19 protein-coding genes and 1 riboswitch are annotated in these 21,786 nt (G+C 63.1%); of the genes, 6 read left to right on the top strand and 13 right to left on the bottom strand.

Annotation, left to right across the window (positions count from 1 at the left end):
* The first annotated feature begins 34 nt into the window (after positions 1-34).
* Both BLT98_RS25800 and BLT98_RS25795 read left to right on the top strand, forming a co-directional pair.
* Positions 35-310 carry a hypothetical protein gene (locus tag BLT98_RS25800; RefSeq protein WP_170846500.1) on the top strand — a complete coding sequence of 92 codons (276 nt, stop codon included), beginning with the start codon at positions 35-37 and terminating at the stop codon, positions 308-310.
* Positions 307-831, top strand: a complete 525-nt coding sequence (locus BLT98_RS25795; protein WP_092612820.1) for a GNAT family N-acetyltransferase — start codon at positions 307-309, stop codon at positions 829-831. Before BLT98_RS25800 ends, BLT98_RS25795 begins: the two co-directional genes overlap by 4 nt.
* Before the next feature lie 13 nt (positions 832-844).
* Here BLT98_RS25795 and BLT98_RS25790 read toward each other — a convergent pair whose 3' ends face one another.
* The 12 genes from BLT98_RS25790 to BLT98_RS25735 form a co-directional block, all read right to left on the bottom strand.
* Entirely contained in the window at positions 845-1,699 is an 855-nt protein-coding gene (locus BLT98_RS25790; protein ID WP_139179379.1) for a hypothetical protein, read from the bottom strand.
* A gap of 343 nt (positions 1,700-2,042) precedes the next feature.
* Positions 2,043-3,149, bottom strand: coding sequence for an S-(hydroxymethyl)glutathione dehydrogenase/class III alcohol dehydrogenase (locus BLT98_RS25785; protein ID WP_070253806.1), 1,107 nt, complete (start codon positions 3,147-3,149; stop codon positions 2,043-2,045).
* 113 nt (positions 3,150-3,262) lie between these two features.
* Positions 3,263-3,895 carry an ANTAR domain-containing response regulator gene (locus tag BLT98_RS25780; protein ID WP_034749164.1) on the bottom strand — a complete coding sequence of 211 codons (633 nt, stop codon included), beginning with the start codon at positions 3,893-3,895 and terminating at the stop codon, positions 3,263-3,265.
* Positions 3,896-3,974: 79 nt separating this feature from the next.
* Positions 3,975-4,598 carry a thiamine phosphate synthase gene (thiE, locus tag BLT98_RS25775; protein ID WP_092612813.1) on the bottom strand — a complete coding sequence of 208 codons (624 nt, stop codon included), beginning with the start codon at positions 4,596-4,598 and terminating at the stop codon, positions 3,975-3,977.
* A 10-nt stretch (positions 4,599-4,608) separates the two neighbouring features.
* Complete coding sequence (locus BLT98_RS25770) at positions 4,609-5,382, bottom strand: bifunctional hydroxymethylpyrimidine kinase/phosphomethylpyrimidine kinase (protein ID WP_092612810.1); 774 nt, start codon at positions 5,380-5,382, stop codon at positions 4,609-4,611.
* Positions 5,383-5,384: 2 nt separating this feature from the next.
* Entirely contained in the window at positions 5,385-6,179 is a 795-nt protein-coding gene (locus tag BLT98_RS25765) for a thiazole synthase (protein ID WP_092612807.1), read from the bottom strand.
* Positions 6,180-6,204: 25 nt separating this feature from the next.
* Positions 6,205-6,417: a sulfur carrier protein ThiS gene (gene thiS / locus BLT98_RS25760; protein WP_170846499.1), complete on the bottom strand. Its 213-nt coding sequence runs from the start codon at positions 6,415-6,417 to the stop codon at positions 6,205-6,207.
* Between the two features lie 11 nt (positions 6,418-6,428).
* Positions 6,429-8,342 (bottom strand): phosphomethylpyrimidine synthase ThiC, encoded by a 1,914-nt coding sequence (gene thiC, locus BLT98_RS25755; protein WP_034784795.1) that lies wholly within the window; start codon positions 8,340-8,342, stop codon positions 6,429-6,431.
* 79 nt (positions 8,343-8,421) lie between these two features.
* A riboswitch (TPP riboswitch) is annotated at positions 8,422-8,537 on the bottom strand.
* 108 nt (positions 8,538-8,645) lie between these two features.
* Positions 8,646-8,900 carry a hypothetical protein gene (locus BLT98_RS25750; RefSeq protein WP_034784794.1) on the bottom strand — a complete coding sequence of 85 codons (255 nt, stop codon included), beginning with the start codon at positions 8,898-8,900 and terminating at the stop codon, positions 8,646-8,648.
* Between the two features lie 39 nt (positions 8,901-8,939).
* On the bottom strand, positions 8,940-9,746 hold the full coding sequence (locus BLT98_RS25745) for a response regulator (protein ID WP_034784792.1): 807 nt from the start codon (positions 9,744-9,746) through the stop codon (positions 8,940-8,942).
* Between the two features lie 28 nt (positions 9,747-9,774).
* The gene (locus BLT98_RS25740) at positions 9,775-11,679 is read right to left on the bottom strand and encodes a PAS domain-containing hybrid sensor histidine kinase/response regulator (protein WP_240317681.1); all 1,905 of its coding nucleotides are present in this window, start codon (positions 11,677-11,679) and stop codon (positions 9,775-9,777) included.
* Positions 11,680-11,723: 44 nt separating this feature from the next.
* Positions 11,724-12,464 (bottom strand): Crp/Fnr family transcriptional regulator, encoded by a 741-nt coding sequence (locus BLT98_RS25735; protein WP_092612804.1) that lies wholly within the window; start codon positions 12,462-12,464, stop codon positions 11,724-11,726.
* Positions 12,465-12,699: 235 nt separating this feature from the next.
* On the opposite strand from BLT98_RS25735, the gene BLT98_RS25730 reads away from it, so the two are divergent.
* On the top strand, positions 12,700-14,784 hold the full coding sequence (locus BLT98_RS25730; protein ID WP_244517715.1) for a putative bifunctional diguanylate cyclase/phosphodiesterase: 2,085 nt from the start codon (positions 12,700-12,702) through the stop codon (positions 14,782-14,784).
* Positions 14,785-14,793: 9 nt separating this feature from the next.
* Here BLT98_RS25730 and BLT98_RS25725 read toward each other — a convergent pair whose 3' ends face one another.
* Positions 14,794-15,843, bottom strand: coding sequence for a porin (locus BLT98_RS25725; RefSeq protein ID WP_092613073.1), 1,050 nt, complete (start codon positions 15,841-15,843; stop codon positions 14,794-14,796).
* A gap of 502 nt (positions 15,844-16,345) precedes the next feature.
* Between BLT98_RS25725 and BLT98_RS25720 the strand changes: the two genes are divergently transcribed.
* The 3 genes from BLT98_RS25720 to BLT98_RS25710 all read left to right on the top strand — a co-directional run bounded on the left by BLT98_RS25720 (position 16,346) and on the right by BLT98_RS25710 (position 21,773).
* Entirely contained in the window at positions 16,346-19,153 is a 2,808-nt protein-coding gene (locus BLT98_RS25720) for a valine--tRNA ligase (protein WP_092612798.1), read from the top strand.
* Between the two features lie 115 nt (positions 19,154-19,268).
* Complete coding sequence (locus BLT98_RS25715) at positions 19,269-19,724, top strand: DUF2147 domain-containing protein (protein WP_034784781.1); 456 nt, start codon at positions 19,269-19,271, stop codon at positions 19,722-19,724.
* A 273-nt stretch (positions 19,725-19,997) separates the two neighbouring features.
* Positions 19,998-21,773, top strand: coding sequence for an ice-binding family protein (locus BLT98_RS25710; RefSeq protein ID WP_244517713.1), 1,776 nt, complete (start codon positions 19,998-20,000; stop codon positions 21,771-21,773).
* The last annotated feature ends 13 nt before the right edge of the window (positions 21,774-21,786 follow it).

Genomic DNA, 21,786 nt, shown 5'->3' with positions numbered 1-21,786 from the left:
TCGGCATCACTGCACAGCTGACGAAAACATGCCCATGACACCTCCCAGCCACCTCGATGGCGCCCGCGTACTGGCCTGGGCCTGGTCCGGCCTGCCCTTCGGCCACGTCACCAGTGAAGACGGCGCCGCCCCCATCGCCATTCACGGCCTGGCCGTGTGCCGCTACGGGGACGAGGCGCAAGTCTACCGTTTCAGCTGCGACGCGCACTGGGACACGGTACAGGATGAGGTGTATGCCAGCGAGCACGACGCCAGAGAGCAGCTGCCGGCGCAATACCGCGCCGTGGCCGCCGTGTGGAACACGCCGTGAGCTACGCCATCCGCGCAGCCACCGGCGGCGACCTGCCCCTGCTGGCCCAGGTCGAGCGCAGCGCCGCAGCCCTGTTTGGCCACGCAGGCCCCGAACTGGCGTGGCTGGCGCAGGGAGAACCCTTGCCACTGAGCACCTTGCAGATGCTGCGGCAGCATGGCGGCGTATGGGTGGCCGCCGATGGCCAGGACAGGCCATCGGGTTTCCTGGCCGCCCAGCCGCTCGACGGCCAGTGGTTCATCGTGGAATTGTCCGTTGCCCTGCCGCATCAACGGCAGGGCCTGGGGGCGCGCCTGCTCGACGCGGCGGCGGCCCATGCCCGGGCGCTGGGCTGCGCATGCCTGACACTGAGCACGTATCGCCACCTGCCATGGAACGCGCCCTACTATGCGCGCCACGGTTTCAGCGCAATCGAGGCCGCGGCGCTGGGCGCGGGTCACGCGCTCAAGCTGGCGCGCGAAGCGCAGGACGGGCACGATCCGGCGCTGCGCTGCCTGATGCGCAAGCCACTGGCCCGCTGATTCAGCACAACATTCAGCGCACCAGCTTTGCCTTGCCTTCGCTGAGCGCCTGGGCGATCACCTGGCGCGTGGTCTTGTCGGCGATCTTGACGACTTTTTCCTGCTGGCGGCCCAGGTCGTCCATTTGCTTGCCCAGCGCTTCCATCGGCTTGCTGCGCTGCTCCATCTGGCGCGACATCTGCTCCATTTTCTCGGCCTCGCGCTCGTGCACGTCGGCGATGCGGTCGTTGATCTCTTCCATTTCTTCCTGCGCATCTTCCATCTGCTGCTGCAGGCGCTCCACGTCGCGCTCGGCCGCGCGGCGCGCCGTGCCGCTCGTTGCCAGCGCCTGGCGGCGCGAGGCGTCGCCGAGCTTGCGGCCCAGCTCCTGCTGCTGGCGGCCCAGCGCGCGCAGCTGTTCCGACTCGCGCGCGCTGCCCTTTTCCAGGCTGCGGGCGCCCATCTTGCGGCCCATGTCACCCATGGCCTTGCCGTGCGCGCCCATTTGATCGCCAAGCGCGCTCATCTCCTTGCCCAGCTGTTTCGAGGGCAGCCATGCCGTGCGTACCTTGCCCAGCAAGGCCGCATCCTGCAACACGTAGGCCTGTCCCTGGTCGCGGAACCACAGGAACGGCCCCTTGATCGAGCGCTTGAGTTTTTCCACCTGCTGCGAATGAATATCGCTGTCGACAACGATGACGCCTTCGCTATCCCTGGTGCCATCAACGAGCGCATAGCTTTCGCCCTTGTCGAGCGAACGGCTGACCTGCACGCTGGGCGCGGCCGGCGCGGCCGGGGGCGCGGGCGGTTGCGGCGGCTGCACGGCCAGCGCGCTGCCGCCAAGCAGGATACCGGCCAGGCTGAGGATCAAACGGTGGGAAGTGGACATGGCTGCCTCGTCGCAAAAGTAGTGGAGCATTGACTTTAACGACGGAAAGCTCACGGCTCCAGCGCGGTGCGACAGGCTGCAAAAAGGCGCACCTGGACGGCAGGCTTGCGCGATGAGTGGCAAAGCACGGGTAAAAAAAAGGAGGCCAGGGGCCTCCGTAAAGCCGCTGTGGTACAGCGACGAGAATCACGATAAGCGCTGGCGGCCGGCACCGCCAGCGCCGTGCGATGAAGTGCCGGGATGAAGGGTTAGGCGACAGCCAGGCCCGATGGATGGCAAACGCGGCGGCAAAAAAACGGAGGCCGCAGCCTCCGCAAAAACGCCGTGGTACGGCGTATGTCAATTAATACAGCACGACGGAGCGGATCGATTCACCGCTCTTCATCAGGTCGAAACCCTGGTTGATATCTTCCAGTTTCAAACGGTGCGTGATCAAATCATCGATATTGAGCTTGCCTTCCATATACCAGTCGACGATCTTCGGCACGTCCGTGCGTCCGCGCGCGCCGCCGAAGGCGGAACCTTTCCACACGCGTCCTGTCACCAGCTGGAATGGACGGGTGGAAATTTCCTGGCCGGCAGCCGCCACGCCGATGATGATGGACTGGCCCCAGCCCTTGTGGCAGCACTCGAGCGACTGGCGCATGGTGGTGGTGTTGCCGATGCATTCAAACGAATAGTCGGCGCCGCCGTCCGTCAGCTGCACGATGGTGTCGACAACGTTTTCCACCTCGTTGGCGTTGACGAAATGCGTCATGCCGAACTTGCGCGCGATGGCCTGGCGCGCCGGGTTGATGTCCACGCCGATGATCTTGTCGGCGCCAACCATCTTGGCCGCCTGGATCACGTTCAGGCCGATGCCGCCCAGGCCGAACACGACCACATTGGCGCCCGCTTCCACCTTGGCCGTAAACAGCACGGCGCCCACGCCCGTCGTCACGCCGCAGCCGATGTAGCAGACTTTGTCGAATGGCGCATCTTCGCGGATCTTCGCCAGGGCGATTTCCGGCACGACGATGTAGTTCGAGAAGGTGGACGTGCCCATGTAGTGGAAGATGGGCTTGCCGTCGATGGAGAAGCGTGAGGTCGCGTCCGGCATCAGGCCGCGGCCCTGGGTCGAGCGGATCGACTGGCACAGGTTGGTTTTTTGCGACAGGCAGAATTTGCACTGGCGGCATTCCGGCGTGTACAGGGGAATGACGTGGTCATCCTTCTTCAGGCTTTTCACGCCCGGGCCCACATCGACGACGATGCCGGCGCCTTCATGGCCAAGGATCGACGGGAAGATGCCTTCCGGATCGGCGCCCGACAGGGTGTAGTAATCGGTGTGGCAAATGCCGGTGGCCTTGATCTCGACCAGTACTTCGCCCTCGCGCGGGCCGGCCAGGTCGACTTCTTCGATCGTCAGCGGGGCGCCCGCCTTCCATGCAATCGCTGCTTTGGTTTTCATGTGTGTCCTGTCTATGGTTGAACCAGGCGCGCCAGCGCGCCGTATCGCCACATCATAACAAGGCAGGCGCCGACATGCCACGCCGGCGCCGGTGCAACGCTTACTTGAAACACTTACTTGGTTTTCGCCCGGTTCAAAAAGGCGCCGTGCAGGCCGTTCAGGGTTTCTTCGGCCAGCAGCAGCTGGCTGGCGATTTCATTGATCTTGCGGCGGCTGGAACGGGCGTGGTCGCGCAGCACTTCGAACGCCGTGTTGCGGTCCGTCTGGAACTTGCCCATCAGCAAACCGACAGCCAAGCTGGTTTCGCGGCCGGCGGCCAGGGCCGCATTCAGGTTCAGTTCGGTGCGCCGGAGCTGGCGGATCTCATCGGCGCGCGCCAGACCCGCTTCAAACGCGGGCATCAAGCGGCCTTCGTCGACGGGTTTGACGACATAGCCGACGGCGCCATAGGCCGCCGCCTGCTTGCCCGATTCGCTGTCGCCGCTGCCGGACAGGAACATGAACGGCACGGCCGTTTCGCCATGCAGGCGCTTGGCCAGCTCCAGGCCGGACATGCCCGGCATATGGATGTCGAGCAAGGCCAGGTCCGGCTCGCGCTGGGCGATCAGCTGCAGCGCCACTTCGGCCGAATGGGCCAGGGCCGTCTCGTAGCCGGCATGGCGCAGGACTTCGCCGAGGAATTCCAACAGGAGTTGGTCATCGTCAACGATCAGGATAAGGCGTTTCGCGGCGGCTGGCTGACTCATGGGCAAAGGGACCTCGGTAATGAATGATGCTCTTATTATATGCCGATTATCCGCCCAAACCAGCCCTGCACCCGCATGCTCATGCCGCAAACAAGTGATTGAATTGCTGCACCGCAATATTCACATCGTCCGCCTGGTATTCTTTGCCAAAGACGCTGCTGATGGCCGCCACCATGTCGGCGCCGCGCGCCACCAGCGGCGCGGCGTTCTCCGGCGTCATGCCGCCGATCACCACGCAGGGCAAGGCGATCTCGCGCTTGGCCTGCAGCACGATATCCAATGGTGTCGTGACCGGATACTTTTTCACCAGCGAGGGATAGAAGCCGCCGAAGGCCACGTAGCTGGCGCCACCCGCCTCTGCCGTCCTTGCCAGGGCCATGTCGCCATAGCACGAGGCGCCGACGAGCTTGTCCTTGCCCAGGCGCGCGCGCACCTGCGCGACGGACGCATCCGTGCCGCCCACGTGCACGCCGTCCGCGTCGAGCTCTTCGCACAGCTCGATAAAATCGTTGATGATGAAAGGCACGCCATACTTGCGGGCCAGGACCAGCAAGGCGCCCGCCTGCTCGCGCCGCTGTTCCGCCTCGGCGCTCTTGTGACGGTATTGCAGCAGGGCCACGCCACCGTGCAAAGCCTGTTCCGTGATCTCGAGCAGGCGGTCGGTGTCATCCCAGTTCGGGGTAACCAGATACAGTCCACGCATGATGTTTTCCTTATTGAATGAATCGTTGCGGCATCAGTTGGCCTGGCGCAATCGCATACGCGCCGGCCAGGGCCGCATGGCAATAGCTTTGCGCGCCATCCAGCGCTTCGGGCAATGCCTGGCCCAGGGCCAGGCGCGCCGCAATGGCGGACGCCAGGGTGCAGCCGCTGCCGTGGAATTCGCCGGGCAGGCGCGGCCAGCGCCACTCGCGCGCCCTGTCCTCGCCATCGTGCCAGCGGTTGACGATCACCTCGCCTTCGCCATGGCCGCCCGTCACCAGCACGTTCTTGCAGCCTTGCGCGCGCAGGTTTTTCTCGCCGCCCAGGGCCGCCGCTTCCGGCCCATTCGGTACGATGACGGTAGTCACCGGCAGCAAGGGTGCCAGCGCCAGCACGGCGTCGTCCCGGCTGAGCACGTCGCCATGGCCGCTGGCCAGCACGGGATCAAGCACGACAGGCAAATCCGGCCGGACCAGCCGCAATTGCGCGATCAGTTGCGCAATGACGGCCGCATTCGCGGCGCTGCCGGGAATGCCGATCTTCACGGCATCGATGGCGATCCTGTCGATCAGCGCCTGCGCCTGTCGGCGCAGCAATTCCGGGGCCACAGGCTCGACAGCAAACACGCGGTCGTTGTCCTGCACCGTCAGCGCCGTGATGACAGGCAAGGCATGCGCGCCCTGCGCGGCAATCGCCACGATATCGGCGGCGATGCCGGCGCCGCCCGACGGATCGGCGCCGGCAAACACCAGCACAACCGGACGACACGGCAGACGCCTGGACATCGTCATGCCAGGCGGCCCGCCATCGGCGACGATGGCGAAGCGGCGAATTTGCGCGGCATGCGTCCCGCCAGGAATGCTTCGCGCCCGGCCCGCACGGCCAGCTTCATGGCATGCGCCATGCGCACGGGGTCGCGCGCGCCGGCGATGGCTGTATTCATCAGCACGCCATCGCAGCCAAGTTCCATGGCAATGGCCGCATCCGACGCCGTGCCCACGCCTGCGTCCACCAGCACGGGTACTTTCGCCTGATCGATGATCAGCGACAAGTTCCACGGATTCAATATGCCCATGCCCGAGCCGATCAGCGACGCCAGCGGCATGACGGCCACGCAGCCGATGTCCTCCAGAATCTTCGCCTGGATGGGGTCGTCGCTGCAGTAGACCATCACGTCGAAGCCATCCTTGACCAGCGCTTCGGCCGCGACCAGGGTTTCCGGCATGTGCGGAAACAAGGTTTTTTCGTCGCCCAGCACTTCCAGCTTCACCAGATTGCGCCCGCCCAAGAGCTCGCGTGCCAGTTGCAAGGTGTAGACGGCATCTTTTGCGTTGTAGCAGCCGGCCGTGTTCGGCAAGATCGTGTACTGGTCCGGTGGCACGAAATCGAGCAGGCTGGGCGCGTTCGGGTCCTGGCCAATGTTGACCCTGCGAATCGCCACCGTGATGATCTGCGCTTCCGCCGCATCCGTCGCTTCGCGCGTCTGCGGCAAATCCTTGTACTTGCCGCTGCCCACCAGCAGGCGCGATGAGTACTGTTTTCCTGCGATGGTCAGCAGGTCGTTGTTTGTTGCGGTGTTCATGTGTTCTTCCTTCTCTATTCTCAACTTAACCGCCGCCGATGGCGCGTACTATTTCCACTTGATCTTGCGTCTGCAAGACCTGCCCTGGCCACGCCTTGCGCGGCACGACGTTGCGGTTGACGGCCAGCGCCAGCGCCTGGTTTTCCAGCGACAGGGCGGCGATCAATTGATCGAGGGTTTGCCCCGGCGGCACCTGGTGCGGTGCGCCGTTGAGCGTGATGGATATCAATGCAGGCATCACGCTCTCCTTCAGACCTTGCGGTACAGCTCGGCGCCGTTCTTGATGAATTCGATGGCCTTGATTTCCATGCCCTGCTTGAGCGCCTTGTCTTCCGCGATACCCATGCCGGCCGCGTATTCGCGCACCTCCTGCGTGATCTTCATCGAGCAGAAATGGGGGCCGCACATGGAGCAGAAATGCGCCACCTTGGCCGAATCCTTGGGCAGGGTTTCATCGTGGAATTCGCGCGCCTTGTCCGGGTCCAGGCCGATGTTGAACTGGTCGTCCCAGCGGAATTCGAAGCGGGCTTTCGACAGCGCGTTGTCGCGGATTTGCGCGCCCGGATGGCCCTTGGCCAGGTCGGCCGCATGCGCCGCGATCTTGTACGTGATGATGCCGTCCTTCACGTCCGCCTTGTTGGGCAAACCCAGGTGTTCCTTCGGCGTCACATAGCACAGCATGGCCGTGCCATACCAGCCGATCATGGCCGCGCCGATGCCCGAGGTGATGTGGTCGTAGCCGGGCGCGATATCCGTCGTCAACGGTCCCAGGGTGTAGAACGGCGCTTCGCCGCACTGCTCCAGCTGCAGGTCCATGTTTTCCTTGATGAGCTGCATCGGTACGTGGCCCGGACCTTCGATCATCACCTGTACGTCGTGCTTCCACGCAACCTGCGTCAGTTCGCCCAGGGTTTTCAGTTCGCCCAGCTGCGCCTCGTCGTTGGCGTCGTAGATGGAACCGGGACGCAAACCGTCGCCCAGCGAGAACGACACGTCATACGCCTTCATGATTTCGCAAATCTCTTCGAAATGCGTGTACAGGAACGATTCCTGATGGTGCGCCAGACACCATTTCGCCATGATGGAGCCGCCGCGCGAGACGATGCCCGTCAAGCGCTTGGCCGTCATCGGCACATAGCGCAACAGCACGCCCGCATGGATGGTGAAATAGTCGACGCCCTGCTCGGCCTGCTCGATCAAGGTGTCGCGGAAAATTTCCCAAGTTAAATCTTCGGCCTTGCCATTGACCTTTTCCAGCGCCTGGTAGATGGGCACGGTGCCGATGGGGACGGGGCTGTTGCGCACGATCCATTCGCGCGTCTCGTGGATATGTTTACCTGTGGACAGATCCATCACATTGTCGCCGCCCCAGCGGATGGCCCAGGTCATCTTTTCCACTTCCTCGCCGATCGACGAGGTGACGGCGGAATTGCCGATATTCGCATTGATCTTCACGAGGAAATTGCGGCCGATAATCATCGGTTCCACTTCCGGGTGGTTGATGTTGGCGGGAATGATGGCGCGGCCACGGGCGATTTCCTCGCGCACGAATTCCGGCGTGATTTCCGCCGGGATGCTGGCGCCGAAGGACTGGCCAGGATGCTGGCGGCCCATCAGGTCGGCCAGGCGCTCGCCCATGGGGCCGGAAGCTTTCAGCTCGCGCAAATATTCCTGCCGGCGCATGTTTTCGCGGATGGCGACGAATTCCATTTCCGGCGTGATGATACCCTGGCGCGCGTAATGCATTTGCGTCACGTTCTTGCCGGCAATGGCGCGGCGCGGCTTGCGGTGCAGGTTGAAACGCAGCTCGGCCAGTTTCGGGTCCGCCAGGCGGGCGATGCCGTAATCGGAGGTCGGACCGGGCAATTCTTCCGTGTCGGCCCGCTCCATGATCCACGGCAGGCGCGGCGTATCGAGGCCAGAGCGGATGTCGATCTGCACGTCCGGATCCGTGTAGGGGCCGGAGGTGTCGTAGACGTAGATCGGCGGATTCTTTTCGCCGCCGAACGACGCTTCCGTGTCGGACTGGCTGATCTCGCGCATGGGCACGCGGATGTCAGGGCGGCTGCCTTGCACGTAGATCTTGCGCGAATTGGGCAGCGGCGCGATGGCGGCTTCGTCGACCGTGGCGGTGGCGGAGAGGAATTTCGGGTTGGCGTTCATTTTGGCTCCTTGGCTAGACTATTTTTAAGCCTGGAGCCAGCTAAGGAGGTTCGGCTGCGCGCACGCGGAAAAGCGGGGTGCGTTCATCCTAAAGCTTCCCTTCGCTGGCATTATCCAGATCAGGTTCGGAGGGTATTTCTCACCCGCGCTTGCACCGTGTTTCCACAGCGAAAGGCAGGACCCCTAGCGTTTGCCGCCTTGCGGCAGCGAGCCAATTATACGCGGTTCACGCCGCGTGGCCAGATGATTTCTTGCAGGTGTCGTCTTTGCGCATCTGCTGCATTGCAACAGACGCCATCGCGCTTATTTCTTCTTGCCCCAGCGCCAGCTGGTCGGTTCGCCCTTCAGCTGGCAGATGAAAATGAGCACGGCAACGATGGCCACTTCATAGACGATGTAGCCGACCAGCATGGTTTGCGGCGGAAACAGGAAGGCGCCGCAGGCGAACAGCGCCAGCGCGGCCAGGAACACCAGCCAGCCTTGCCAGGTGATGGGCAAGCCCCAGCCCCAGCCATAGGTCTTGGCGGGGAACCAATAGGAGGGAGATTTGTCAGCCATGATGCTTTCCTTGTGGATGTGGATGGCACCAAGTATAAATCAGGCGATGCGCAGGCGCTCCGTGACATCGAGGCCGATGCCGCGGTAGCCGATGAAGCGGCTGCCATTGTCGAACATCGGTTCGCCGCTCACTTGCAGGTACTGCGTGCTGCCGTCGAGGTTGGCGCGGCTGTAGATGAAATCAAGGAACGGTTCGCGTGCGGCAATTTTTGCGTCGAGCAGCGCGCGTTCGGTGGCGTTCCAGCGCTGTGGCTCTTCCTCGCTGCCAATGCCCAGCATTTCGGCCACGGGGCCGGAAAAGCGCGTCAGATTGCCTTGCGCATCCTGTTCCCAGTACCAGTCGGACGACAGTTCCGTGAAGCGCTGGAAGCGCGCTTCGCTTTCGCGCAGCTCCGCCGTGCGCGCTTCCACCATCTGTTCCAGCGACTTGTTGTATTCGGCCAGCTTCTGGTATAGCAAGCGCACTTCCAGCATGTTGTGGATGCGCGTTTTCACTTCCACCAGGTCGAAGGGCTTGCTGACGAAATCCTTGGCGCCCGCTTGCAGCGCGCGCAGCTTGTGGCCGGGCTGGGCCGTGATCACCAGCACGGGCAGATAGCTGCCCGCCTCGATGTCGCGCAAGCCTTCCATCACCTCGAAGCCATCCATTTCCGGCATTTGCAAGTCGAGCAGGATCAGGTCGTAACGGTGCTGCTGGTGCAGCGCATGCACGGCTTGCGGATCCATGGTGGAGGTAATGCGCGTATAGCCGGCATTGCGCAGCACCTGTTCCAGCAGCATGACGTTGGCCTCCTGGTCATCAACGATGAGGATGCTGGCGTTCAGGATCTCGGTGGCTTGAAGCATGGCGGTATTCCTAAAATTAAGTGCTGAATTAGCGTACTGCGTGAGTGTCGTCGGCCAGGCCGTGCGCGGCCGCATGGTGCAGGGCCACGTCGAGCGCATCCATGAACTCGACGACCTTGATCGGCTTGGTCAAATAGCGGAAGAAACCCGCTTCCAGGCCTTTCTCGATGTCGCGCGGCACGGCGTTGGCCGACAGGGCCATCACGGGAATGTGGCTGGTGAGCGGGTCGTCGTGCAGGATATGCAGTGCGCCGAAGCCGCTGATGCCGGGCAGGTTGATATCCATCAAGATCACGTCCGGCTGATACGTGCGCGCCAGGTCGATGCCCAGGTGCGCATCGATGGCTGTGAGCAACTTCAAATCGCTGCGGCGGGCGATCAATTGCTCGACCAGCGCCAGGTTGGCGGGATTGTCTTCCACGTACAGCAAGGTGCGCTGGCTTTCCTGCGGCACCTGCACCTGCGGCAGCGCGTCGCCATCGCCCAGCACCAATGCCGGCGCGCTGCTCGAAGCGAGCTCGAACCAGAACGTGGTGCCCACGCCCACCGTGCTGTCGACGCCGATGGTGCCGCCCATCAATTCGATCAATTGCTTGGTGACGACGAGACCGATGCCCGTGCCCTCTTCCGTGCTGTTTTCCTGTCCCAGGCGGTTGAAGGGCTGGAACAACTGTGCCACCTGGCCCGCATCGAGGCCGACGCCACTGTCGCGCACGCTGACCCGCACCTTGGCGCCGCGCTGGCTGCAATCGACGGTAACGGTGCCGCCGCCCTGGTTGTACTTGATGGCGTTCGACAGCAGGTTGACCATCACCTGTTTCACGCGCGTGCGGTCCGCATGTACATAGAAGGCCTGGCCGCAGCGGGGGAAGTGCATGCGGATGCCGCGCTTTTCCGCCTGCGGCGCGATCATCGCCTGGCAATCCTGCAACACGTCGAGCAGGGACATGGCTTCCTGCGACAAGGTGACCTTGCCCGATTCGATCATGGCCAGGTCGAGGATCTCGTTAATCAGGCGTAACAGATACCAGCCGCCCTTGAGGATTTGTTCGATCGAGCGCTGCTGCGGCGGGCTCGGTGGCGGCACGTCGGACGCCATCAGCTGCGCAAAGCCCAGCACGGCATTCAGGGGCGTGCGCAATTCGTGGCTCATGCTCGACAGGAATTCGGACTTGGCGCGGTTGGCCTTTTCCGCCACCAGGCGCGCCTTCTTCAACTCCGCATTGTTGGTCTCGACCAGCGAGCGCGTATACGCCTGCTGTTCGCGCAGGCGCTGGTCCAGCAGCGCCTGTTCCGCCTCGACCTGCTTGCGTGCCGTATTGTCTGTGCCGATCAGCAAGTAACCGATGACCTTGTTCTGCACGTCGCGCAAGGCCGTCACGGAGACGATGGCCGGGAAACGGCTGCCATCCTTGCGGATGTAGGTCAGTTCATAAATGTCTTCGATGCCGCGCGTGGCCTTGAACACGAGCGCTTCCACGCCGGGCGTGATGACCCTGTCGAGTTCGGCACTGAGGGCGGCCGCCCGCGCGACGATTTCTTGCGCATCGGAAATACCGGCCGGCGTCAGCTTGTCCACCACGTCGCTCGCTTCATAGCCCAGCATGCGTTCGGCGCCCACGTTGAAGATCTGGATCACGCCCTGCGCATCGGTGGCGATGCACGAAAAATTGGCGCTGTTGAAAATCGCATCCTGCAAGGCGCCCGCCTTGAGCAGCTGGCGCGGCAGGCTGGCCGCCAAGGTGCGCCGGTACAGCGCGACAAGCAGCATCAGCAGCAAGAAGACCAGCGCGTCGATGACGCATGCCGTCTCGAACGGCGCGCGCCAGGCCAGCAGGCCGATGGCCAGCAGCACGATGGCGCTGAACGAAAACGCCAGCGCCATGGGCCAGCGCGACGGTGCGCGCGGGGGAATATTTTCAACAGATTGCATGGGGTAGCCTGAGCTGTAACAACGATAAAAAAAAGATGCGGTGTTCAGTGCGCCTGGCGCTGGCGCACATCCGACAACAGGCGCGTGAATTCCTTTTTGACCACGCCATAGCATTCGCACACGTGGCCTTCGAGGCCGGCACGGTCCAGCACGGAGATATGGCCGCGCCGGTAACTGATGAAGCCGCGCGCCTGCAGGCGCCCGGCCGCTTCCGTCACGCCTTCGCGGCGTACGCCCAGCATGTTGGCAATCAACTCCTGCGTCATCGTCAGCTCGCGGTTCGGCAGGCGGTCCATGGTCAGCAGCAGCCAGCGGCACAGCTGCTGCTCCACCGTATGGTGGCGGTTGCAGACGGCCGTTTGCGACATTTGCGTGATCAACGCTTGCGTATAGCGCAGCAGCAAGCGCATGACGGGACCGGCACGGTCGAACTCTTCCATCAGCAAATGCGCCTTCAGCCGGTAGCCGACGCCGCCCGTCTGCACGACGGCGCGGCTCGGCGTCGAATTGCCGCCCATGAACAGCGACACGCCCACGACGCCTTCATTGCCGACGCCGGCAATTTCCGACGAGCCGCCGTTTTCCAGTAGGTAGTGAATGGAAACGATGGCCGTGGTGGGAAAATACACATGCTGCAGCTTGTCGCCCGAATCGTAGATCACGTCACCGAGCAACATGGATACTTGCTCCAGGTGGGGGGCCAGGCGCGCGAAATCGGCGTCGAGCATGGCGGCGAGCAAATGGTTTTGATTCGGGTTGTGTAGCTGGGCATGCGGACTCGACATGGGCAGGTTTCCTGGTTTCCAGTCGTCAGCTAGGGGGTAGAGGTAAGACGTCCGAACGAGGGGCGCCATATGCGGCAGCGTAACACAGCACTGGCACAGTGACCCGACTATATTTCTTGTCGGCATTACCGTCCGTTCGGTAGCGAACGGACGACATTTCGCCGCCCGCCCTACAGTCAGTCACTGCCCGGCCTGCCTGATCATGGATCGGCACCGGCGCTGCCACGGGGCCACCATGCAATCATTCTTCAAACGCATCTCCATTTCCGTCTCCACCTCGGCCCTGATCACCCTGGCAGTCGGGCTGTGCCTGACGGCGCTGTGCTACGTCTCGGCACGCCAGATCGAGTCGGAAAGCACCCGGCTGCTGCTGCAGTACCATGCCAGCGGGCACACGCTGGGTGCCGCCCTGCTGCCGGCCAAAGGCATGGGCCTGGACGCCAGCCATCGCGGCTCTTTGTATGTGCTGCTCGGTGGTGTGCTGTCGAGCCTGCTGGCGGCCGCGTATGTGTATCAGCTGGTCTCGCGCAATTCCGTGATTGCCCGCATCACGGGCGAGCGCACGGCGGCACTGCAGTTTGCCAATTTGCGCCTGTCCGAAGACATCGCCGCGCGCATGCACAATGAAAAGTCGCTGCGGCTGCGCGAACGCATCATCGAAGTGTCGGCCAATGCCATCATCCTGTGCAGCGCCGACGCACCGGGCTACCTGATCGAATACGTCAACCCTGCCTTCGAGCGCATCACCGGCTATACGGCCGGCGAAGTCATCGGCCAGCGCCTGGAAGACTTGCAGGGTCCCGAGCAGGGGCGGCAAGACATGCACGCCATTTCGGCGGCCCTGCGCGAACAGCGCGAAGGCAAGGCCATCGTGCGCAATTTCCGCAAGGATGGCAGCAGCTACTGGAGCGAGCTGTTCGTCGCGCCCGTGCGCGACGATGGCGATGGCGCGCTCAGTCACTTTGTTGTGGCGCAATACGACATCAGCACCGTCATGCGTTTCGAACAGGAAATGGAATTTCAGGCCAGGCACGATATCCTGACGGGCCTGGCCAACCGGGCACTGCTGCGCGAACGGCTGGAGCAGGCGATGGCCGTGACGCGGCGCAGTGGCCATCCCCTGTGGGTGGTTTTCATCGACCTCGACCGCTTTAAATTCGTCAACGATACCCTGGGCCATGATGCCGGCGACCTGGTGCTGAAAAGCGTGGCCGAACGCCTGCGCGACGCCACGCGCGAAGTCGACACGGTGGCACGCCTGGGCGGCGACGAATTCGTGCTGCTGCTGCCCCAGCATGGCAATGGCGAACCGGGCGCGGCCATTCTGCAGCGCATCCAGGACGCCGTGGCGCAGCCGCTGCAACTGGGCGAATATGAATTTTTTCTCAGCTGTTGCATGGGCGTGGCCGTGTATCCCGACGATGGCGACGATGCCGACACCCTGATCAAGCACGCCGACATCGCCATGTACCGCGCCAAGGAACAGGGACGGGGCAACTGGCAATTCTATGCCTCGGGCATGAATGCGGGCACCCTGGAGCGCCTGGGGCTGGAGAGCGAGTTGCGCCACGCCCTGGAACGCGGGCAATTCCACCTCGAATACCAGCCCCAGCTGGATCTGGCCAGCGGCGCCGTGGTGGGCATGGAAGCGCTGCTGCGCTGGCAACATCCGCAACTGGGGCGTATTCCACCTGCCAGCTTCATCGGCCTCGCCGAGGAAATGGGCTTGATCACCCCCATTGGCGACTGGGTGCTGCGCACGGCGTGCGCCCAGACGCGCGCCTGGCAACTGGCCGGCCATGGTCCGCTGCGCCTGGCCGTCAACCTGTCGGCGCGACAATTCAAGCAAAGGAATCTGCTGCACGCGGTGGCGCAGGCACTGGCCGAGACAGGCCTCGATGCGGCCCATCTGGAACTGGAATTGACGGAAAGCATGGTCATGCATAACGTGGAGCAAGCCACGGCCATCATGGCCAACCTGAAGGCGCTGGGCGTGCAATTGTCCATCGACGACTTCGGCACCGGCTATTCCAGCCTGGCCTACCTGCGCCACTTCCCTATCGACGTGCTGAAAATCGATAAAACCTTCGTCAGCGACATCACGCACAGCGACGACGACGCCGCCATCGTGCGCGCCATCATTTCGCTGGCGCACAGCTTGCGCCTGAAAGTCATCGCCGAAGGCGTGGAAACGGAACAGCAGCTGGCCTTCCTGCGCCAGCAAGGCTGCGACCAGATGCAGGGCTATTTGTTCAGCCGCCCCCTGGCCGCCCCCGCCTTCGAAGCGCTGCTGCACGAAGGCAGCATGCTGCCCGCCTAGCGTGACGGTTTAGAACGCGTGGCGCAGGCCGACGTTGAAGGCGCGGTTGCCGCTGCCCACTTCGGTGGCATTGCCCACCATATAGGCCGCATCGTTGCGGTTACGGATGTGCGCGTAGGCAACATACACCTTGCTGCGCTTGGACAAGGCATACGTGGCGCCGATAGCCAGCTGCTGCGCATCGCGGTTGGCAGCGTCGCGGTCATCCTTGCGCACATACGAGGCCAGCAGGGTAGTCGCGCCGAGCGGCACGGACACGCCGACGATGGCGTCGCGGCTGTCGGTGGACTGGGCCGGCGCCTGCGCCGCACCGTATGGATTCTCGGCAAAGAACATGCTGCTGCCATCGCCCGTATTGCGGCCATAGCCGGCAAATGCCGTGGCCACGCCGAAGTTGTAGTTACCAGCCAATATCGTGTTGTTCACGTCGGCCTTGCCCGGCTCGCCGGCACGGCTCTGGCGCGCCAGGCGCAAGGTCAATGGACCGTTGACATAGCCGAGGGCCAGGCCCAGCGAACGCTGGTCCGCCGCAATCCCCGTGTGTTCGCCAAAGCCGACCATGACCGTGGCCGTGACGCCGCGCAGCTCGGGCGAGGTGTAGCGCACGGTATTGTCGATGCGCGTGGCCGAATAGCCGGCCAGGTTGGTCGACGCGCCCGCCATGCCGCCCTCGAATGGATCGGCCACGTCGGTCAGCGCCTGGCTCTGCAGGTTGTACTGGCGCCCCACGGTCAACATGCCCAGCGGACTGTCGAGGCCGACAAACGCCTGGCGGCCAAACAACTGGCCTGCCTGGTCCGAGCGCCCCGTGTCGCTCAGGACGCCCGCTTCCAGCGTGAACACGGCTTGCAAGCCGTTACCCAGGGATTCCGTGCCGCGCAAGCCCAGACGCGAACCGGCCGACACGCCGCTGGTGAGCTTGCTGATGCCGCCTTCCTGCACCAGACCCGCATCCATCAAGCCATACACGTTGACGGAGGACTGGGCATGGGCGGCAGGCAAGGCGCCCAGGGTGGCGATGGTCGAAACGAGGCCGACACTGATCGAGAGTTTTTTCATGCTGGTTTCCTTATGCAGGCAAAACCGGGAAAGCGCGCGGCCATGGCATAGCCACAGCGGCCAGGCGCTGTGGAACATGCCGTATCGAAAGACGACGGGCCAGATAACAACATTCCTGGCTAAGCTGTGGCGGCAGCGGCGTGCAATGACGAGCCGCCTTGATTCCGCCGTGAATGGTGCACCGCTGGCGGTGCGCGTGGCTCAGGCGCCCAGCCCGCAGGGGACGCTCTGAAAGTGGCTGGCATCGCAGATGCGCTGGCCGGGTGACGCGGACGAGAGTTGGAGTGAAACTTTGATACAACTGCGCCCGCTGGCGCTCTCCGCAAAGATAGGGCAGGAGGCGCCAAGGCCGGCATTATAACATCGGCAGCGCTTTTATCCCCGTTCTGTTGCCCGTCAACGGCCCGCAAAGCCGCCAAAACACTGAAAAAGGCGGCTTGCCACGCTGCAGGCGATGCCGCGTCATCTATAATGGTTCCTTTTGCCAATCACACGCCAAATCATGGAATTAGCCAAGTCTTTCGAGCCCGCCGACATTGAACAATTCTGGCGCACCGAGTGGGAGCAGCGCGGTTACTTTACCGCCACCCTCGATGCGGGAAAACCTTCCTTCAGCATCCAGTTGCCGCCGCCGAACGTCACCGGCACCCTGCACATGGGCCATGCGTTCAACCAGACCATCATGGATGGCCTGACCCGCTACCACCGCATGCTGGGCCACAACACGGCCTGGATACCCGGCACCGACCACGCGGGCATCGCCACGCAGATCGTCGTGCAACGCCAGCTGGACGCGCAAAAGATTTCGCGCCATGACCTGGGCCGCGAGAAATTCGTGGAAAAAGTGTGGGAATGGAAAGAAAAATCCGGTTCCATCATCACCGGCCAGATGCGCCGCCTGGGCGCCTCGGCCGACTGGCAGCGCGAATACTTCACGATGGACGAACCGCGCTCGAAAGTCGTCACCGACGTCTTCGTGCGCCTGTTCGAGCAAGGCCTGATCTACCGCGGCAAGCGCCTCGTCAACTGGGACCCCGTGCTGGGCACGGCTGTGTCCGACCTGGAAGTGGTGTCCGAGGAAGAAGACGGTTCCATGTGGTACATCAAGTACCCGCTGGCCGACGGCAGCGGTTTCCTGACGGTGGCCACGACCCGTCCTGAAACCATGCTGGGCGACGTGGCCGTGGCCGTCGATCCGACGGACGAGCGCTACACGGCGCTGGTGGGCAAGATGCTGAAACTGCCGCTGACGGACCGCGAAATCCCCATCATCGCCGACGAATACGTCGACAAGGAATTCGGCACCGGCTGCGTGAAGATCACCCCGGCGCACGACATGAACGATTACGCCGTGGGCCAGCGCCACAAGCTGGCGCAGATCGTCATCCTGACCCTGGACGCGAAGATCACCGACGACGCGCCGGCAGCCTACCGCGGCATGGACCGCTTCGCCGCGCGCAAGCAGATCGTCGCCGACCTCGACGCGCAAGGCTTGCTGGAACAGGTCAAGCCGCACAAGCTGATGGTGCCACGCGGCGACCGCACGGGCGTCGTCATCGAGCCGATGCTGACGGACCAGTGGTTCGTTGCCATGAGCAAGCCGGCCCCGGAAGGCACCTTCTTCCCAGGCAAGTCGATCGCGGAAACGGCGCTGGACAAGGTCGCCAGCGGCGAAATCAAGTTTGTGCCGGAAAACTGGAGCACCACCTACAACCAATGGCTCAACAACATCCAGGACTGGTGCATCTCGCGCCAGCTGTGGTGGGGCCATCAAATCCCGGCGTGGTACGACGATGCCGGCAATATCTTCGTTGCCAAGACGGAAGCGGAAGCCATCGCCAAGGCGCAGGCGGCCGGCAGCACGGGCCCGTTGAAACGCGACGACGACGTGCTCGACACGTGGTTCTCGTCGGCGCTCGTACCGTTCTCGACCATGGGTTGGCCGGAAGAAACGCCGGACATGAAAGCCTTCCTGCCATCGTCCGTGCTGGTGACGGGTTTCGACATCATCTTCTTCTGGGTCGCGCGCATGGTCATGATGACGGCGCACTTCACGGGCAAGGTACCGTTTGAAACCGTCTACGTGCACGGCCTCGTGCGCGATTCGACGGGCCAGAAGATGTCCAAATCGAAGGGCAACACCCTGGACCCGATCGACCTGATCGACGGCATCGACCTGGAAGGCTTGATCGTCAAGCGCACCACGGGCTTGATGAACCCGCGCGACGCGGAAAAGATCACCAAGGCAACGCGCAAGGAGTTCCCGGAAGGCATTTCCGCCTACGGCACGGACGCCGTGCGCTTCACCATGGCCAGCTATGCATCGCTGGGCCGCAACATCAATTTCGACCTGGGCCGCTGCGAAGGCTACCGCAACTTCTGCAACAAGATGTGGAATGCCACCCGTTTCGTCATGATGAATACGGAAGGCAAGGACTGCACGCCGAATGACGCCGACCTGTCGCAAGCGGACAAATGGATCATCTCGCTGCTGCAAAAAGCGGAGCTGGACGTGGCCAAGGGCTTTGAAGACTTCCGTTTCGACAATATCGCCGCCACCATCTACAAATTCGTCTGGGACGAGTATTGCGACTGGTACCTGGAAGTCGCGAAAGTCCAAGTGCAACAGGGCACGGAAGGCCAGCAGCGCGCCACCCGCCACACCCTGCTGCGCGTGCTGGAAGTCGTGCTGCGCCTGGCACATCCGATCATTCCGTTTGTCACGGAAGCCCTGTGGCAAACGGTGGCGCCTTTGGCCGGCAAGACGCTCAAGCCAGAGGGCGATTCGATCATGATGCAGCCGTATCCGATCGCCAACACCGACAAGATCGATGAAAGTGCGGAAGCGTGGATGCAGCAGCTGAAAGCCTTGACGGACGCAACGCGCAACCTGCGCGGCGAAATGCAGATCTCGCCGTCCGTGCGCGTGCCGCTGATCGTCGAAGCGGGCAATGCCACGGAAAAAGCCGCGCTGGCATCGTACGCACCGTACATCCAGTCGCTGGGCAAGCTGGCTGAAGTGCAGATCGTCGATGCGCTGCCGGACTCGCCAGCGGCCGTCGCCATCGTCGGCACCACCAAGCTGATGCTGAAAGTGGAAATCGACGTGGCCGCCGAACGCGAGCGCCTGGGCAAGGAAATCGCCCGCATCGAAGCGGAAATTGCCAAGGTCAACAGCAAGTTGGGCAATGAAAGCTTTGTTGCGCGCGCCCCTGCCGCCATCGTCGCGCAAGAAAACGAGCGTTTGCTCAGTTTTTCGGCGACAATTGAAAAACTGCGCGAACAGTTTGCTAAACTAGCCAGCGCATAAGGCAAGTTTGGAAGGATTGCGCGGCGTCATCTCCTGACGCCGCGCAGCACTGCTGGTCTTGCCTTGGTATCTATACTGTTTCGTAACAGATCAAAAAAACCACAGGAGACTAGCGATGCATAAACTATTCAAAGCAAGCGTACTGGTGGCCGCCCTGGCCATCGCCGGCAGCGCCACCGCGCGCGACGGCAACTACACCCCCGTCGGCACGTGGAAAACCATCGATGACGCCAGCGGCAAGCCGAAATCCCTCGTTGTCATCACGGAAAACAATGGTGTCTTGCAAGGCAAGATCGAAAAGCTGTTCCGTGGCCCGAATGAAGATCAAAATCCCAAGTGCGACAAGTGCACGGGCGCCAACAAGGACCAGCCCATCATCGGCCTGGTGATCCTGTCCGGCCTGAAATATGACGGCAAGGAATGGACGGGCGGCGAAATCACGGACCCCGCCAGCGGCAAGGTCTACAAGAGCAAGGCAGAACTGACGGAAGGTGGCACCAAGCTGCAAGTGCGCGGCTATGTCGGCGTGCCGATGTTTGGGCGCTCGCAAACGTGGGTGCGCGAAGAGTAAGCAACCGCCCCGCCCTGTCGAAGCCGGCCCTGCGCCGGCTTTTTTGTGCCTGCTTTCCGCACACGGCCGTTGTTTTTCAGGCCGAATCGTTCCCTTTTGAACCCATTCCCCCTCAAAGACAAGCTAAGCGCGCCAGCGCACATACCTTCAGTTTCCTAAATGAAATAGTGCATGCCTGTGACGCCATCGCCCTGTAGCGAAAGGCGGCATGGCTCTGCCGGATGACCTCATCCGCGGATGCCCGGCAATGACTGCCATGCACAAAGGAATTATATGAATCTCTTCAAGCGATATCTGAACCCGCTGCTCGTCTCGGCAGGTCTGCTGGCCATGGCCGCCCTGGCCGGCTGTGGCGGCGGCGACCAGGGACGCGATCCCATCCTCGGCTTGCCGGCTGCCACCTTGTCCAGTCTGGCCGTCACGCCAGCCACGGCCACGGTCGCCATCGGCGCGGGCCAGCAATTCACGGCCATCGCCACGTATAGCGACGGCTCTTCGCAAGACGTCAGCGCCAAGTCGGCCTGGACGTCGGCCACGCCAGCCAGCGCGACAGTCAATGCCGCCACAGGCTTGAGCACCGGCATCGCTGCCGGCAGCAGCAGCATCAGCGCCGCGTTCGGCGGCAAGAGCGCGGCGGCCCAGCTGACCGTCTCGCCGGCCACCTTGACGGCGATCGCCATCACGCCGCTCGCGCCATCCATCGCCATCGCCGCAACACAGCAATTCACGGTGAGCGGCAGCTTCAGCGACGGCGCCACGCGAGACGTCACGGCCGTGTCGACCTTTGCTTCGGCCAGCCCTACCACGGCCAGCATCGCCGCTGGCGGCTTGGCGCTGGGTAAGGTTGCCGGCACGACACAGATCACGGCTACCACGGGCACCTTGACAGCCAGCACCGTGCTGACCGTCACGCCAGCGACCCTGCTGGCTATCGCCGTCACGCCGCAAAACCCCGTCATCCCGGCCGCCGCGACGCGCCAGCTGGCCGTCCTTGCCACGTATTCGGATGGCAGCAGCGTGGACGTCACGACCGGCAGCACCTTCGTTTCAGTCACGCCCGCCTCGGCCACCGTCGCCAGCGGCGGCCTCGTTACCGGCGTTGCCTTTGGTACCAGCGTCATGAATGCCAGCTTCAACGGCAAGACGGCCAGCACCACCGTGACCGTACCTGCCCTCACCCTGGTCAGCATCGCCGTCACGCCAGCCACAGCCAGCATCGCTGTTGGTGCCCAACAGCAATTCATTGCCACCGCAACGTATTCGGACAGCTCGAACGCCATCGTCACCAACAGCGCCGCCTGGACGTCAGGCACCGTTGCCAACGCCAGCGTACTGAACACGGGCGTCGCCACCGGCATCGCCGCCGGCACCAGCAGCATCACGGCCACGGCCGGCGGCCAGTCTGGCAGCGCGTTGCTGACGGTCACGGCCGTCGCCATCCCGCCCGTCCTCAATCCGATCATCCTGGGCCGCGCGGCGCCGTTCGGCGTACTGGCCGGCACCTCGATCACGAACAACTCGGGCGGCACCACCCTGATCACGGGCGACGTCGGTGCGCCTTCGCAGACCACCGATCCGACCCAGGCGGCCGGCTTTACCAACTACAAGTCGGGCGCCATCCTGGCCGGCGCCATGACGGATTTGCAAGCGGCGATCACGGACGGCAATAGCCGGACTTGCGACGTCACCTTTGCCGGCGGCATCGACCTCGGTGGCCAGACCTTCGGCCCCGGCGTGTATTGCTATGCCGGTGCCATCAGCATTACCGGTACGCTGACACTGAACGGTCCCGGCGTGTACATCTTCCGCACGGCGCTGACCCTGGACTCGACCGTCAATTCGGTAGTTGCCCTGAATAACGGCGCCACGGCCGACAACGTCAGCTGGCTGCCTGTCGGCCCGACCACCCTGGCCGCGAACAGCGTCTTCAAGGGCAATATCCTGGGCCAGTCGGCTGCCATCACGGTGGGCGACAACACGACCCTGCTCAATGGCCGCGTGCTGACGGCTGCCGCCGTTACCCTGCGCAACAACCAGATCACCAAATAATCGGGACATGACG

The organism is Janthinobacterium sp. YR213 (assembly GCF_900099875.1).
Classification (GTDB): domain Bacteria; phylum Pseudomonadota; class Gammaproteobacteria; order Burkholderiales; family Burkholderiaceae_D; genus Janthinobacterium; species Janthinobacterium lividum.
Note: the sequence above shows the minus strand (reverse complement) of the source record. Positions and strands in the feature narration are given on the sequence as shown.